Raw genomic sequence first — 16065 nt, 5'->3', positions numbered from 1 at the left:
GTGTTGGTCAGCTGAGCGTGAGCGTCAACGTCGCCGAGTAGCTCTCGGCGGTTGTGTTCCGGTCGGGCAGCCGCAGGGTCAGCTCCGCGCCGACGTCGAATTCACCCCCCGTGACGCTCGGTGATGACGATGTCGAGCACAGGGTCGCCGTACGGCTCGACTGCGCCCGGTTCCCGGGCTTCGCCGAGCTGGGATAGGGGCCGCGTCCCGGGTGCGGTGTGCAGTACGGATCCCAGACGAGGTTGTGCGCCTCGATCCGGGTTCCGTCCTCCGCCCGGAAGTCGGACATCGCGCCGGTGAGGGTCCACCCGTTGCGCGACCCGCGAAAGTCCTGGACCAGCATCGGATTCAGCACACCCTTGGCGGTGCCGCCGGCCCGGTCCACGGTGAGCCGGCTGTGTCCGGCGTTCGGTGTACTGACCGCCAGAACACCCGGGTTGACGTTGCCGTCCACCCGGGCCGGAGAGCTGGGTTGCTCGATCTTCGTGTCCCAGTCGAGGTCTCCCGCGCCGGGGGCCGATCCGCCGCCGTCGCTCCCGCCGGACCCGGACGTGTTCGGGCCGGCTGAAGCGTCGTTCGGCGGAGCGGAGTTCGTGTCGTCACCGGCGGTGGTCGGAGTCGGCCGGAAGGTGCCGCCGCCGCTGGGGCCCGCCTGATCGGTGACGTTGGTGTGCGACGGGCCGAACTCGCCGCCGCCCGGCCCGTAATAGAACACGAGCACGGTGCCGACGACGGCGGTCGTCGCGATCAGGGCGCCGAGCCCCCTGCCGGGTCGCGCGCTCATCGTTCGGGCCCCCCTGACTCGCCGGCGCGGGGGTGGTCGTCCTCGCCGGGCTCGGAACCCGCGTACAGCGGACCGCCGATCACCATCGTCTCGACCATCGAGCGGACCGGGCGCTTGCTCAGGTCCACCGGTGCGGCCGAGGAATCGGTCGGGCGTCTGTTCGCGGTCCTGGAATCCGACTCACCGTCATCCGCCCTGTCCTCGGCGGACCTTCGGTTCTTGTCGTCCCGGGTCAGCCGGGACGGCGCCTCGGCCAGCCCGACTTCGCGCTCGCGCTCGCTCGTACGGCGGGCCCGCTGCTCGCCGATCAGTTCGACGACCCGCAGGAACAGCCGCCAGGCCGCCACCGGGACCACGATCACCAGGAGCGCGCCGAAGATGTAGACGCCCCACGGACGGCCGACCTCCAGGGCCTGTTCGTCCACGACCTGGTTGTCGTAGGTCACCCGCCAACTGAAGGTGCCGTGCTGACGGGGTTTCAGTTCCACCGGGAGCGAGATGGTGGTGCGCTTGCCCGGCGGGATGGTGACGTGCGACTCGTAGTCTTCCCAGGTCGGGGCGTAGACCCCTTCGTAGAAGCCGATCCGGAAGGTGGGGTTGACGATGGGCGATTGCCCCATGTTGCCCACCTCGATCCGGAACCGGCGCTGCACGGGCGAGCCGAACCAGGTGAAGATCGAGTCCTCGCCGGCCATGGCACTGTCGATGAAGACGAGCCGACCGGGCGTCTTGACCGTCGCCGGCAGCGGAGCGTACGGCGCGCCGTCGATCTCCAGCGGCACGCTCGCGTCCTTCGGCGGCCCGTTCATGATCACCGCGATCCGCACCACGCACGGGCACGGGGACGGCGGGACGGCGGCGGTCAGGGTGATCGAGACGTTGCCGCCGGCGTCCACGGTCCCACTCGCGGCACTGGCCGCGGCACAGTTGACCGTGCCGCGCAGACCGTTCTCCCCGCAGATGCTCGCCTGGACGAGGGAGCCGGGGGTCCAGTCACCACCGACGACCGAGACCTTGTCCCCGGCCGCGACCTTGCCCGGGTCGATCGACGCGCTCGGGCCCGCGGCCGGTGCCGGGTCCGCCGCACGCGCGGGCGCCGTGCCGCCCAGGGCGACCAGCCCCGAGAGCAGCACGGCGATCAGCGCGAGGGCGGCACCGCGGGCGCGGCCGGCCCGAGCCGCGTGACGAACCCGGTCGACCACGATCAACGGCCGACCCCCGCGGAATCGGCGGAGTCCTCGGCTGCCGGGGCGTCCGCGCGCGGGCGGGCCGGGGGCTGCTTGCCCTTCGGGCGCTTGGCGGCCTTCTTCGCGGGCGCGGCGGCGGGCTCGACGGCCGGCTCGGCCTCGGCCTCGGCCGGCGACTCAGTGGGGGCAGGCTCAGTGGGAGCGGACTCGGCCTCGGCCACCGGCTCGGTGACGGCCGACTGCTCGGCAACCGGTGCGGCGGATGCAGCGTCGGCCTCGGCCTCGGCAGCCGTATCCGGGGCCGCCTCCGCATCGGTGGAAGCCTCCCCGGCGGGCTTGTCCACAGCGGGAGTTACCTCGGCATCGGTGCTCACCACAGCCGCACCATCGGCCGACTCGGCCTCGTCGGCCTTGCCGTCGGCTGCGGCGTCCTCGGTCGCCGGCGCCGCGTTCGCCTCGGCATCGACCTGCTTGTCGTCGGCTTGTTCGGCCACAGCCGACTCGTTTTCACCCACCACGACGTCGGCCGGCTTCTCCTCGGCCTGCTCCGCCTTCGCATCCTTCGCGATCACGACCGGCCCGCTGTCGACCGGCGCCTCGTCGGCCTCCGCCGCGGACTTCTCGCCCGCCACTTCGGCGTCCGCGGCCTCACCGGAAGTCTCCGCCGACGCCGCCGCCTTCGCGGGTTCGGCCGGCACCTGCTCCGCCGCCGGCGCGGACGCGGGCTGTGCGTGCTCGGCAACGGCCTCGCCGGTCGGTGCGGACGCGGCCGGGATCGGCGGCAGCACGGTCGTGTCGTCGGTCGGCCCCACCGGGCCGCCGGGCTCGGCCGGGTCTCCGCCGTTGCCCTTGCCCTTGCGTCCGTTGCGCCACAGGCCCCACCCGACGCCCGCCACCAGCAGGATGGCGGCCAGGGTGAGCAGGCTGGGCCACGGCACGGCCGTGTACGAAGCGCTCGCGTCGTCCTTGAGGTTCTGGTCCGCGACGACGCCGTCGACCTTGACGGTGACGTGGTCCAGCCGCGGCGCGTCCTTCCACTCGACGACCTTCTCCACGGTCGACCCGGGGAGGATCTCGGCGCCTTCGTCGGCCTTGCTCATCAGCTCGCGGCCGAACAGGCCCTCGGCCTTGAGCCGGAACTTGGGGCGCAGGATCACGTTGCCCCGGTTGATGATCCGGTAGGTGATCTTCGCCTTGCTCGAACCGAAGAACTCGTGGAAGCCCGCGTCCCGCTTGACCTCGACCTTTTGGATGTCCATCGCCGGCAGCGCGTCGCCCTGCACCCGCAGGTACACCCGGGCGCCGATCTGGCGCTGGATGTTGACCTTTATCTGGCCCTGCTGCTGGGTGCCCTCGATCGCGGTGTTGAGCGCGACGATGGCGCCGGGGTGGTCACCGGGCGTCGCGTTGGGCGGGATGACGATGTTGAACGGGACCTGACGCTTCTCCCCCGGCTGCAGGGTCAGCGTCTGGTTCTCCGGCGCCACCTGGATCCAGGTACCGACGTCCTTCTGCTTGTCGGTGACCGTGCGCAGCGCGAAGCCGCCGTCGCGCGGCGTGTTGTACGCGTCCGCGCCGAACAGCTTCATGGTGAGCGGCGCCTGGCTCGTGTTGTGCAGGGTCACCACGTCGGGGACGGTGGTGCCGGCGGCGCCTTCGAGGAAGAAGTAGCGACGGGCGTTCTGGCTCGTGCCGTCGGGCACGTACGGGTCGACCGACCATTCGCCGTTGCCCGCGGCGGACGCGGGGGTCGGCGCGACCAGCGTCAGGGACGCGAACAGCGTGGCCAGCACCGCGAACAGAGTGGCCAGGGATCGGATTCGTCCGCCTTGCCGGCGGCTCGGGGGGGCCGGGGTGCCCGTCATCGGTGTCTCCAGCTGGTCTGTGTGCTGCGGATCGAAAGGGCCGGCTTCGGGAGCGGATCCGAAGGGCCCGCGCTGTGTGCCTGGGTGGTGCGTGCGCGGATCGCGCGAGTGCGGTGTGGGCGGGACGGGCCGGCTGCCCGCCCCACCCTCCGCTCTGCGTCGATCCGCAGCGGCCCGCTCCGGCGGACCGTGCGCCACGGATGGTTTTCCGTGGCGCACGGGCCCCTGGTGTCGAGGCCGTTCGAGGTCTCCGCGCCGGACGGGTCCGGTCGGGAGATTTCGATCAGGAGATGGAGAGAGTGAGCGTCCCGCTGTAGTTGCCGGGCGCCTGGTAGGCCGGGACCGCCAGGGCCAGACCCGCGTCGGCCTTGAACGTGCCGCCGGTGACGTCCGCGTTGGGCGCGGAGGCCAGGGTGGCGCCGGTCTTGCCGATCGGGCCCGCGCTACCGGCGACGGCCTGGCTCGGCGAACCCTCGCCCGGAGTGATCTTCGGGACCCAGGAGAACTTCTCCGCCGGGATGGTGCCGCCCGCGCCGTTGCTGAAGTCGGTCACCGCACCGGTCAGCGTCCAACCGGTGGCGCCACCGCGGTAGTCCTTGACCGTCACCGTGTTGAGCGCGCCGGTCATGTTCTGCTCGGTGCCGTTCAGGGTCACGTCGGAGAGCTTGATCCCGCCGTTCTCCTGAGAGATCGTCAGGGCGCCGCCGGCGATCGTGCCGGTGAGGTCCTGCTTGAGCGAGCCGGCCGGGGGGTTGCCGTCGACCGTGAACGGCGCACCGGCGGACAGCGTGCCGGTGGTGTCCTCGGACGCCGCGATCAGCGTGGTGTCGGCCTTGTTGACCTTCACCTTGGCGGTGAACTTGCCGTCGGTGCCCGCCTTCGCCATCACCAGACCGGGAACGTCCGGCTGCTGAGCGGCGTTGGTCGGGATCACGTACACATCCGCGCCGGGCGTGTAGCCCTCGCCGGCGACGGTGACCTCGGTACCGACCGGCCCGTGGGTCGGGTTCAGCACGAGCTTGCGCGGGTTGCTCGGCACATCGGCCTTGACCGAGACGTTCGACGTCTTGGACTTGTCGCCGACGGTGACCTTGAGCTGGTACGAGCCGTCCGCGACGGTCGCGCCGATCGTCGCGGTACCGGCGAGCGCGCCATCCGTGACCGTGAGCGCGCCGGTGACCTTGGTCGCGTCGCAGGCGTTGCCGCTCGCGTCGCACAGTTCGACCGTGGGCGTACCGGCCGGCCAGTTCGTCCCGGCGACGGTGAGGGCACCGCCGGGCTTGACCTGTCCGGGCGTGGTGGTCAGGGTCGGGTCCTGCGGCGGGGCCTCGGCGACCTTGTAGGAGGCGATAACGCCGTTGCTGCCGGTGACCTCACACGTGGCCGTGGTGGTGGGGGCCGGCAGACCGGGCACGTTGACGTCCAGTGCGAACGTCTTGAGCGTGAGATCGATCTGCGTCCCGGGCGCGGCCTGCGGGATCGCCAGGTCGGCCGTGAACTCCGGCGGGTTGATGCCGGTGTTGGGGCCGATCTTCGCCTTGAACTCCGGGGCGACCACGGTTACTTCGCCGCCGGTACTCAAGGTGAAGGTGTACTTGCCGACGAATCCGATGTTCTCGAAGTCACTGTCGGGACGCAGCGGGTTCTCCCCCGCGTCGATCTTGATCTTCACCGTGCCCGGCGCGTTGCCGGTGGCCGGCGTCAGGGTCGCGTCGAACGTCTGCTTGCCGGTCTTGTTCCAATGCAAGATCGGCTCGGTGCAGCGCAGGTCCGGGTTGACCGACCCGGCGAACGCCGCCGGCGCTCCCGCGACCAAGCCGGCGGTACCTGCGATCATCGCGACGCCGAACGTCGCAACGACCTTCTTGCTGGGTTTGAACATGTGGTGCTGCTCCCTTCAGGGGTTACCACCGGCCGCCGGGGGCGGAGTGGTCGAACACCACACCGGAGCGGGTGCCGAGGAGCGTGGCGCTGCCGTGGGCCCGGCGCTCCGGTGCCGTACCTGGGGCGGACGCCTCACTCGAGATTCGTTGCACGCGACCGAGGCGGCCGTCTCACTGTCCGTCGATCCCCTGCGGGACACGGATCGTGTGCTGCGAATTGAAACCTGTTACAGATTCTGGCGTGCCATTCACGCGCGATCCCGCCGCATAGTCAATAGCCGCCGGCAAGCGCCGCGGTCGGCCTCCCGAAGCCGGAAGGCCGACCGTCCGCGAGCTTTGGTCAGGCGTTGCGCGAGGACCGCACCCGTCGGGTCGCGAGCAACACCCCGCCGACGCCGAGCAGCCCGACGGTCCCACCGAGCAGACCCATCGACAGCGCGTCGTCCAGCGGTCCGGTCTTGGGCAGCGTGCCCGAGCCGGTGGTGGTGCCGGCCGTCGTGCCCGAGCTCGTGCCACTCGTGGTCCCTGTGGTGGTACCACTCGTGGTACCCGAGGTCGTGCCGCTCGTCGTGCCCGAGGTCGTGCCGCTCGTGGTGCCCGAGGTCGTGCCGCTCGTGGTGCCCGAGGTGGAGCCGCTCGTGGTGCCCGAGGTGGAGCCGCTGCTCGTCGAGGCGCCCGGGGTGGTGACCGAGTAGGCAACCGCCGTCGAGGTCATGTTGCACGGCACCGTGAACTCCAGCGGCGGGTCGATGACCTCGATCTTCAGCGAGAACTTCTTGGGGCTCAGCTCGACCTTGCCCTTGGCATTGCTCGGCAACTGCACGTTGGCGTTGAACTTCGGAACGTCGATCCCGACCTTCGCCTCCACCGTGATGGTGCTGGTCGCGCCCACCGCCGTCAGCGTCGCGGTCCCACCGTCGGACTTCGCGTCGAAGACGACCGTGGGGGTGATCTTGATGGGGGCCTTGAGCGGGGAGGACGCGGGGCTGACACCCGGGTCGATGGCGAGTTGAATCGACTTGCCGGCCGTCGCGTCGGCGGGGCCGGTGATCGTGAAGGGCTGCGCGCCGGAGACCGACGTCTTGTTGTCCATCGCCTTGATGACCAGATCGTCGGTGAAGTCACACTTCACCTGCGTGGTGACCGGCGCGGCGCCGGCCTGCGGCGCGAACGCCAGCATGCCGCCCGCCATGACGGCGAACGCCGCCAAGCCGCCCGCGGTTCGCTTATAGGGCCTGACCATACGGTGGTTCTCCCTTCGGGGGGATTTCTTGCTCGTCGAGAAGTCCTGATCGAAACGGCCGGAGCGACGCGCGCTCAGCAGGGCCGTTCCGGCGTGTCGGCCTGCACCGACCCGGCACGCGCCCCGACGCATCGGGTACACGCGGTCGCCACACCCGACTTCCCCCTTTCGAGGCGCGGACCGGGCGGGAAACCGGACCACGCAAGCACCGGTGGGACACGCCTCGCGTTCCCTGGAGGGGGCTTCCCTTGGCGCATCCGGGAGACATCGAGACTGTTCCAGTACTTGATGTCACGTCAGATCTTCGGGTGACGGTACGACAAGTGGCATGAGCGGACAACAGCGAAAAGCAGAAAACCTGCATCCGTCGGACACGGTTCCATATCGCGCGGACCAGCGAAATCACTGTGTCGACAAGACGGTTGACGGGCCCCCACAAACTCGACACGTGTCGCGTACAAGTACGGCGCGAAAGGCCCCCAAACCACGAAGCTCCGGGCAAAAATCGCCCGGAGCTCCACCGCGCGTACGGTTCGGCGTCGCCCAGGGGATGACCACCGCGGCCGTGACGGCCGACGGAACTCGAGCCGCCCCGCCTGGAATACGGAACGCGGGTGACCAAGGGCCCCGAGCGTGACACTCGGCCGCGTCGACGGCGACGCTCCGTGCCGGCGCTTCTCGAACCCGTCACAGCCGGCCGAGATCCCTTGACACCACGTCAGGCAAGCGGAATCAATGGGCATTTGGTCCATTTATGGAACACGTTTCAGGCCATCCCCGAGGCTGAACGATCCGGGGTCCGGCCGGACCCCGAGAACAAAGAACAGGGAAGGGAGCGTCCCGCGCATGGTTCCACCCCGCAGGAGGCTGTTCGCGATGCTGGGGGCGGGCGTGCTCGCCGCCGGCGCGGCAGGTCTCACGGCGGTCGCACCCGGGGCCCAGGCGGCGCCCGTGGAGCACGAGGTGAGTTGCCGACCGCCGATCGCGGCCGGTCCCGACTTCACCTGGAAGCCCAGGATCGAGTTGTCCGTGTCGGCACCCAAGCAGGGCACGTACAAGGTCGGCGAGGAGGTGACCGTCACCTGGCACTGGGCCACGCCGCCACGCAACCCCTGGGCGTGGATCGACGTACCCGCCAACGCCGAGACGCCGGATGCCATGGTCAAGCTCTCCAACGCCCAGGTCGGCGACATCGTGCTCACCGGCCCCGCGAAGCACCCGAGCGTCGGCGGCTCACAACCGCTCCCGGTCGCGGACATGACCGGCCGGTTCACCATCGCCGCCGAGGGTCGCATCGACCTCGCCCCCGGCGCGTACGTGCTCAAGCAGCTCGCGGTCCGGGACTCCCCATGCACCCCGGTCCATCCGGACCGGCTGCCGGTGTCGGCGAGCATCCAGGTCGGCATGACCCAGACCCCGGGCCAGAGCGCGGGCGGTGGCTCCGCCAACGGCGGCTCCTCCGGCAACGGCACCACCCCGGGCACGCCCACCGCCCCACCCTCCGGCGGCGCCACGATCGACCCGACCGCCGGCACCGTGGGCGCCACCGGCGATCCCACCCTCGGCGGAACCGGCGCCACTCCCGGCCCATCCACCGGGGCGACCGCGCCTCCCCCGAGCACACCGCCGCTTCCGCCGCCGCCCGCAGGCCAGGTGCCGCAGACCCCCGTGGACACCGTGGCCGGACCGCTGTTCATGCGCCAGAACTCGGCCGGCGTGACCATGCCGCAGTTCCAACCCAGCGGCGACGCGCAGCAGTTGGAGGGGCGGCTCAATCCGGTGTCCATCCTGGACCGGCGCGGCAGCACACTCGGCTGGACGCTGACCGCGCAGGCCAGTGACTTCGTCGGCCAGGGCGGCGAGATCGTCCCGGCCCAGCGGCTCACCTGGATCCCCGCCTGCACCACCGTCGAGGGCCCGCCCGCCACCGTCGGCACCGGAGTGCCCGGCACGGTCGGCGGCAGCGCCGAAGTGCTGTGTCGGCAGAACCCGAGCACCGGCGCGGTCACCGGTGGGGCGTTCGAGGCGAACGCCCTGCTGAACCTGTCGCTCCCCGGCGGCTCGCGCTCCGACGCCTACACCGGGAACCTGACGCTCAGTCTGAGCTGAGTCACCGTCAGAGACCGGGACGCCCTCCTCGCATCGTGCGAGGAGGGCGTCCTTTTCGTTTCCACGGGTGAAGCCCTTGACTTTGCGATCTACGTGAAGCGGAATGATCACGCACGATTTCTGTAACACGTTCCACCCGCTCGGCAGGGCCGCACCTCACGGCGGCACCCGCCCGGCCATGCACGAGGCACCGAGGCCCCGCACGGCATGTCCATGCCCGGCGGCGCGCCCGGTCGCTCGAAGTGATGTTTCGGCTGCCCCGCCCTCCCCGGCGCCGGCAGAGCGGTATCCGAGAAAAGGAACGCACCATATGTTCAAGGCAAACAGGCAACTCGCCGCGTCGCTCGGCGTCGTGACGATCGCCGGCACCGTCGGCATGGTGGCCCTCGCGCCCACCGCGAACGCGGCCGATGTGAACTACACCTCGCACTGCGTCAACCAGATCGTCCCGAACCTGGTCATCCCGGATGGCGACCTCAAGATCGACCTGTCGGTGGCGCCCGCCAAGGCGCGCTACGACATCGGCGAAGAGGTCACCGTCACCTGGACCTGGAAGTCGTACCCGAAGGCGCCGCCGGAGATCCCCGTGGTCGGCAAGGTGGACAAGGACTCCACCCTGCCCAAGGGCAGCGTCACCCTGGGCGGCGCGGCCACCGGCGCGGTCGCGGTCGAGGGCCAGCGGATCAACCCGGAAACCCTGCCGGGCCAGGAGCTCGTGCTCACCAACATGACCGGCAAGGTCAAGCTGACCCAGGCCGGCGACGTGACGCTGACCCCGGGCCTGTACTCGACCTTCACCAAGGCGTTCGGCCTGGACGCCGAGACCAAGTGCAACCCGGTCACCGCGGTCGCCCCCTCGGCCACGCTCAAGGTCGGCGCGGCCGACAAGCCGGTGCTGAACGCGCCCTCCACCGCGGTCGAGCCCGGCAGTGAAGTGGCCCTGACCGGGAGCAAGTTCGCGCCCGGTGCGGTCACCGCGACGCTGGACGGCGACGCCGCCAAAATCGCCGCCTCCACGCTCGCCGTGGACGCGTCCGGCAACCTGACCGGCAACGTCAAGCTGGCCGACAACGTCGCCAACGGCATCCACACCCTCGCCGTGGCCGACGCCGAAGGCAACAGCGGCCAGGCGCAGTTGCTCGTGCGCAAGAAGGTCGACCCGACCGAGCCCGGCGACCTGACCCAGAAGCTGGACGGCACGATCACCGCGGGCGCGCTGTCCATCAGCCAGCAGTCCGGCGGCATCCGGCTGTCCGAGGTCGGCGTGAGCGCGCAGGACCAGACCATGACCGGCAAGCTCAACACGGTCACCGTGACCGACCTGCGCGGCGGCAACGCCGGCTGGACGCTGACCGGTTCGATCACCGAGTTCGCCACCCAGGCCGGCGAGACCATCCCCGCCGACAACTTCTCCTGGAAGCCCAAGGCGGCAAAGGCCGACGAGAAGTCCAAGGGCACCCCGGTCGCGGGCAGCGCGGGCACCATCGGCTCGGGCGCGACCCTGGCCTCGGTCGCCCAGGGCACGACCAACACCGGTGGCACCTTCTCCGCCGACGCCGACATCGACCTGAAGGTTCCGGCCTACCAGGGCGCCGGCGACTACAGCGCGACGCTGACCCTGTCGGTTTCCTGACAGTAGGCATCGGTTCATCGGCACGGGGCGTCCGCCGCATTCCCTCACTGCGCGGTGGGCGTCCCGTCGCCCATTCCCACCCGTCGAACGCCCGGCGAGTGCGCACACAAATCGTTGTCGTCGGATCGCGTTCCGCTGTTGACTTCGCAAACGCCCCCGGGCTCAATGGGAGGCGCTGTTTTCTGGAACAGGTTTCAGGAGAGGGCATCAGCAGAACGACCGGGTGACAACGGTGGGGTCGGGTGTCACCCCGCCGACGTCGAATCGGCGCACGGCACCGAATCGACCGCCCCGCGCCGCGCGGGTCACCGACGGCGGCGGACCGGTCCCGGTGTGGTGTTCGACTGCCCGCTCCCCCGGCGGGCCAGGCAGGCATCCCGAGGAGGGACAGCACCACATGCTCAGACCAAGAACCAGGGAAAGCACTGGGTCCAGACTCCGCAACAAGCGTGTGGCCGGCGTGCTCGGTACCGCCCTCGTGGCCGGTGCCCTGGGCGTGGGCGCGGGGGCACAGTCCGCGAGCGCGGCTCCTGTGACGTACAACGTGCACTGCATACCGCCGAGCGTCGGTGGCGGTCCGTTCGACTTCGACGCCCAGGTCGACCTCACGGTCGATCCGGTCAAGCCCAAGTACAACGTGGGCGACGAGGTCACCGTCACCTGGACCTGGAAGGACGCGGCGAAGAACCCTTCCTCCGTGACCGTCAACGCCGACGCGGTCAAGCCGCGGGGCAAGGTCCTGGTCTCCGGCGCGCAGGGTGGCGAGATCGCCATGGAGGGTCCGCAGAAGAACGCGCAGACCCCCGGCGGCGAGAAGTTGTGGCTGTCGACCATGACGGGCAAGTTGAAGATCGCCAAGCCGGGCGAACTGAAGCTCTCCCCCGGCGGCTACACGAGCACCGCGAACATGTTCGGCAGTTGGGACACGCCGTGCACGCCCAACGGCACCCCGGGTGTGGGCGCGACACTCGCGGTGGACGGCACGGTCAAGCCGGCGACCGTGGCATTGGGCTGGAACGTGGTCCGGCCGGGCGCGGCCGTCGACGCGACCGGGGAGAACTGGCCGGTCGGCGCGAGCGGTGTCAACGTCGAATTGTGCGACCTGAACGGCAAAGCCTGTGCGGCGGAAGGGGCGTCGGGCTCCACCCTCACCGTCGACGCCTCCGGAAAGTTGTCGGGCCAGGTCCGAGTGGCCGCCGGGTTGTCGGACGCGGTACGCCAGCTCCGGATCACCTCGGGTACCGCGTCGGTCCTGGTGCCGATCTCGGTCACCAAGGACGCGCTGCGACACTCCGAGCCGGTCACGTACGGCGTGCGCTACACCCCGGCGTGGGGCAACGGCCCCGTCTTCGCCTGGGAACCCCAGGTCGCGCTCTCGGTGTCCCCGGCGAAGCCGTGGTACGAGATCGGCGACGAGGTCACCGTCGACTGGAAGTGGATCGGCTACCCGCGCAACCCCTCCAGCTGGGTGGTCGCGCTCAAGGACACGGTGACGCCCAGCGGCACCGTGAAGCTCTCCGGCGCGCAGACCGGCGACGTGTCGGTCAGCGGGCCCAAGGGCAACCCGGCCACTCCGGGCGGCGAGGTGCTCAAGGTCGGCGACATGAAGGGCACCTTCAAGATCACCAAGGCGGGCCGCATCGATCTGGCTCCCGCCGGATACGGCTTGAAGGTCATCACCATCTCGTCGAGCGGCGTACCCACCGGAACTCCGGAGGTCTCGCACTCGATCGCGGTCGGCCGACCCGACCAGGCAAATCTGATCGTGGATCAGAGCCTGCTCGAGCCGGGTGACGTCGTGAAGCTGTCCGGGGCGAACTGGCCGACCGGCCAGGGCAATCCGCAGGTCCAGCTGTGTGCGGAGGACGGTTCGGACTGCTCCGGCTCGGCGTTCGTCGCCGGGTCCGGCTCGGTGGCACAGGGCGGCGCGCTCACCGCGCAGGCCACGCTCGGCGCGCAGGTGACGCCGGGCAAGTACCTGGTCAAGGTCACCGTCGGAGTCACCTCGTTGACGGCGCCGGTCACGATCACCTCGGCGGTCGTACTGCCGCGCGAGATCGCCGCCACGCCGAACCGGGGCCCCTCGGGTACGAAGGCACATGTGACGGGGAAGAACTTCACCCCCGGCGCGGCCGTCGTGCTGGAGACCCTGGACGCGGCCCTCGGTGCCACCGGCGACACGGTGGAGGCCACCGCGACCGCGGACGGTACGTTCGCCGTCGATCTGACGGTGACCAAGCCCGGCACGACGCAGATCCGGGCATCCGAGAAGAGCGACCGCAACAAGATGGCACTCGCCGCGTTCACCTTCGAAGGTGGCGGCGGTCCCGGTGAGGAGCCGGGGACGCTGTCGATGACCCAGGCCGGCAACGGCGTCGTGCTCGCGGACGTCCCGTTCGCGAACCGTGAGCAGTCGATGACGGGCGCGCTGAACGCGGTCACCGTCACCGATGCCCGCAAGGGCACCCTCGGTTGGCAACTCACCGGTTCCGTCTCGGACTTCAAGGCGGAGGGCGGCAACTCGCTGCCCGCCTCCGCGTTGTCCTGGACGCCCCGGTGCGTGGCCGAGCCGAACTCGGCGAGCCAGGTCGTGACCGGCTCGGCGGGTACCGTCAACGGCGGGCTGCTGTGCAGCTCGGCGGCGTCGACGGACCCGGCGCACAAGACCGGTGGCGTATTCACCGCGAACGCGGGCCTGTCCCTCGCGATCCCGGCGTACCAGGCGGCCGGCACCTACACGGGAACCCTGACGCTCACCGTCTCCTGACGGCGCATCAGCCCTGTCCGGGGCGCCCACCGACACCTTCCCAAGGTGTCGGTGGGCGCCCCGTTCGCATTGCCACGGCACCCGCGTGCACCAAGAAGTGGAACTTGTTCCACCATTTCGGAACGACACGTGTCACTGCAGGTCAGCAGCCCGGCGAAGGCATACCCGCCGGTCACATGTGCCCTTGGCGCCTCTTGACTTCACCGGATGAAAGCGCATCAATGTGACCCGCCCCACTTCTGTAACACGTTCCACTTAGCACGCGCGTATCCGCCCCATGCCGCCGACGCGACGCCAACGCCCGTCGCCGGCAAGGAACGCAGGACAGGGAGCAGCACCTCATGAAGCAACGCACCATGCGCCTGGCCGCCGGACTCGGCGTCGGCACACTGGCGATCACCGGATTCCTCGCCGCCGCGCCGGCCGCCGTCGCCGGCACCGCGACGCCCACCGTCACCTGTTCGCTGCCGCTGGGTCAGGGTGAGAAGACCGGGCCGATGTCGGTGACCGTGGACGGCCCGACCACCGCCAAGCCCGGCGAGACGATCGACCTCAAGATCACCCTCGGCGCGAGCCCGGCGACCAGCCCCGCCGCACTCAACGGCATCAAGATGACGCCGTCGATCGACTTCGCCCTGTCCGGCGGAGCCACCGGCTCGGTCACCCTCGCCGGAGCCGAGACCACGATCGACATCCCGGCGAACACGCCGATCCAGAGCCCGCCGTTCACGGTCAAGCTGCAGGTCCCGGCCACCGCGACCGGCACGGTCGACCTGACGCCGACCAAGACCACCACCGCCACGGTGACGCCGTACGGCAACTTCACCACGCCGTGCGCGGTCACCGGCGGCTCGGGCGTCGTGCAGAGCATCACCGTGCAGAGCACGCCGGAGACGGCCACCCTGAGCGCGTCCCCGGGCACCGTGGAGGCCGGCAAGGAGACCGCGCTCTCCGGTACCAACTGGACCAAGGGCGGCACCGCCACGCCGTCCCTGTGCGCCGCGGACGGCAGCGCGTGCAACCCGGCCGGCATCTCCGCCAACAGCCTGCGGATCGGCGCCGACGGCGTGCTCTCCGGCGGCGTGACGGTCGCCCCCGGCACCGCCGACGGCGCGTACAGCGTCAAGGTCACCGACGGCAGCCGCACCGCGTCCACGCCGCTGACGGTCAAGAAGGCCGACGTCCCGGTCGTGCAGCGCAAGGTGACGCTGAGCAAGAGCACGGTCCGCCCGTGGACGTTCGTGAAGGTGTCCGGCGAGAACTTCACCCCGAACACGCTGATCGCCCTCGCGGGCGTGGAGGGCGCGAACCCGACCTTCAACTTCGGCCTCGCCTGGACCGACCGCAACGGCAAGTTCAGCTCGTGGATCCTGGTGACGAGCAAGAAGACCACCGGCATCACGGCGGTCGAGATCGACACGAGCTTCAAGTTCGACAAGCTCGGCATGGCCGGCATCACGGTGAAGTAGACGGCGCCCACAAGGGCGCCTGGGGCACCGGAAGGGGCGGGAACCATCGATCGATGGTTCCCGCCCCTTCGCGTGCTCCGGCCGGGGAATCCGGCGTCCCTCAGCCCTCCCGGATTTCGACCTTTGGTCGATTGACGACTTCCGTTCCTCGCGCCGACGGCACGACAGAGACAGCGGCGAGAAATAAAACCGACCGTCCGATAATCGTCGGGACCACTCGACACGCGTCGTGATCTTGGTGACTCGTGACAATCGGGCCGGGGTATCGATATCCACCGCACGAATTGCTGCGGCCGGTTTCCCATGGGTCCCGGAAAGCAATCCCGACACACGCGTCGGCAACGAACGCCCCACATTCCTCAACCGTTTCCGTCGATCACCTGGAGCGATCGTTCGACAACTCGTGGTTGCCCTGGATCCGACTCGACCGCATGTCACACGACCGGGCTCGACCCGGCCGTATTCGTCACAGCCGACCCGGAGCACGGCAAAGCCCGCCCCACCGGCACGGTGGGGCGGGCTTGTCGAACGGATCGCTACTGCCCGGCGGGTCAGTAGGCGAGCGACACCTGCGAACCGGCGAGCACACACGCGATGTTGTGGTTCGGGATGCCGGACACGGCGGTGACGTTGATCTGCACGCTCCAGTTGGTCGCGCTCGGGACGGTCGGCGTGGCACCGGTGCCGAGCGGGGTGGTGAGCGTGCCCGAGGTGATCGTGCCGCTGGTCTTGGGCAGCGCGCCCAGGCCGACGGTCGAGGGGCTGCCCGCGGCGATCGGGTCGTTGAACTGGCCCGCGAACTGGGTCGCACCGCTGGTCGAGTCGAGCTTGGCGGTGGTGATCAGCTGGTTCGCGGCGACCGCGGTGGGCATGTTGAGCGCCGTGACGAACCGCAGCTTGTGCGTCGCGGTGGTGGACAGGGTGCCGGTCACGCCCGTGTAGGTGGTCCCGAGCGTCAGGTCCTGGCAGTTGTAGGTCGTCGAGACCGGGCCACCGGCGAACGCTGTGCCACCGAGGCCCAGAGTGGCGGCGACAGCGCCGGCAACGCAGACCGAACCGAGGGTAAGAATCTTGGACTTCGACATTTCGGTTGTGCTCCTTCGATCGGTTGGGGACTGACACGTC

Annotated in this window: 10 protein-coding genes; 4 read left to right on the top strand and 6 right to left on the bottom strand. The window is 70.1% G+C overall.

Annotation, left to right across the window (positions count from 1 at the left end; translation table 11 throughout):
• Positions 1-7 precede the first annotated feature (7 nt).
• From A3IC_RS0145235 to A3IC_RS70420, 5 genes are all read right to left on the bottom strand, one after another.
• The gene (locus tag A3IC_RS0145235) at positions 8-784 is read right to left on the bottom strand and encodes a hypothetical protein (protein ID WP_020556675.1); all 777 of its coding nucleotides are present in this window, start codon (positions 782-784) and stop codon (positions 8-10) included.
• The gene (locus tag A3IC_RS60290) at positions 781-1992 is read right to left on the bottom strand and encodes a hypothetical protein (RefSeq protein ID WP_020556674.1); all 1212 of its coding nucleotides are present in this window, start codon (positions 1990-1992) and stop codon (positions 781-783) included. Before A3IC_RS60290 ends, A3IC_RS0145235 begins: the two co-directional genes overlap by 4 nt.
• Complete coding sequence (locus A3IC_RS63520; protein ID WP_020556673.1) at positions 1989-3836, bottom strand: WxL protein peptidoglycan domain-containing protein; 1848 nt, start codon at positions 3834-3836, stop codon at positions 1989-1991. Before A3IC_RS63520 ends, A3IC_RS60290 begins: the two co-directional genes overlap by 4 nt.
• Before the next feature lie 283 nt (positions 3837-4119).
• Positions 4120-5718 (bottom strand): hypothetical protein, encoded by a 1599-nt coding sequence (locus A3IC_RS63515; protein WP_020556672.1) that lies wholly within the window; start codon positions 5716-5718, stop codon positions 4120-4122.
• A gap of 341 nt (positions 5719-6059) precedes the next feature.
• Positions 6060-6962: a hypothetical protein gene (locus A3IC_RS70420; RefSeq protein WP_191864131.1), complete on the bottom strand. Its 903-nt coding sequence runs from the start codon at positions 6960-6962 to the stop codon at positions 6060-6062.
• Positions 6963-7808: 846 nt separating this feature from the next.
• Between A3IC_RS70420 and A3IC_RS0145205 the strand changes: the two genes are divergently transcribed.
• The 4 genes from A3IC_RS0145205 (at position 7809) to A3IC_RS0145185 (ending at position 14940) form a co-directional block, all read left to right on the top strand.
• Complete coding sequence (locus tag A3IC_RS0145205; RefSeq protein ID WP_158696354.1) at positions 7809-9071, top strand: WxL domain-containing protein; 1263 nt, start codon at positions 7809-7811, stop codon at positions 9069-9071.
• Positions 9072-9381: 310 nt separating this feature from the next.
• Positions 9382-10704, top strand: a complete 1323-nt coding sequence (locus tag A3IC_RS0145200) for a WxL domain-containing protein (RefSeq protein WP_020556668.1) — start codon at positions 9382-9384, stop codon at positions 10702-10704.
• Between the two features lie 397 nt (positions 10705-11101).
• Positions 11102-13471 (top strand): WxL domain-containing protein, encoded by a 2370-nt coding sequence (locus A3IC_RS0145190; RefSeq protein ID WP_158696353.1) that lies wholly within the window; start codon positions 11102-11104, stop codon positions 13469-13471.
• Between the two features lie 341 nt (positions 13472-13812).
• A complete protein-coding gene (locus A3IC_RS0145185; protein WP_020556665.1) occupies positions 13813-14940 on the top strand; it encodes a hypothetical protein in 1128 nt (375 codons plus the stop codon).
• A gap of 551 nt (positions 14941-15491) precedes the next feature.
• On the opposite strand, the gene A3IC_RS0145180 is transcribed toward A3IC_RS0145185, so the two are convergent.
• Positions 15492-16025, bottom strand: a complete 534-nt coding sequence (locus A3IC_RS0145180) for a hypothetical protein (protein ID WP_020556664.1) — start codon at positions 16023-16025, stop codon at positions 15492-15494.
• Between the last annotated feature and the right edge of the window lie 40 nt (positions 16026-16065).

Origin of the sequence: Embleya scabrispora DSM 41855 (assembly GCF_000372745.1) — a bacterium.
Lineage (GTDB): Bacteria > Actinomycetota > Actinomycetes > Streptomycetales > Streptomycetaceae > Embleya > Embleya scabrispora.
This window is presented reverse-complemented; position numbering and strand designations above follow the sequence as displayed.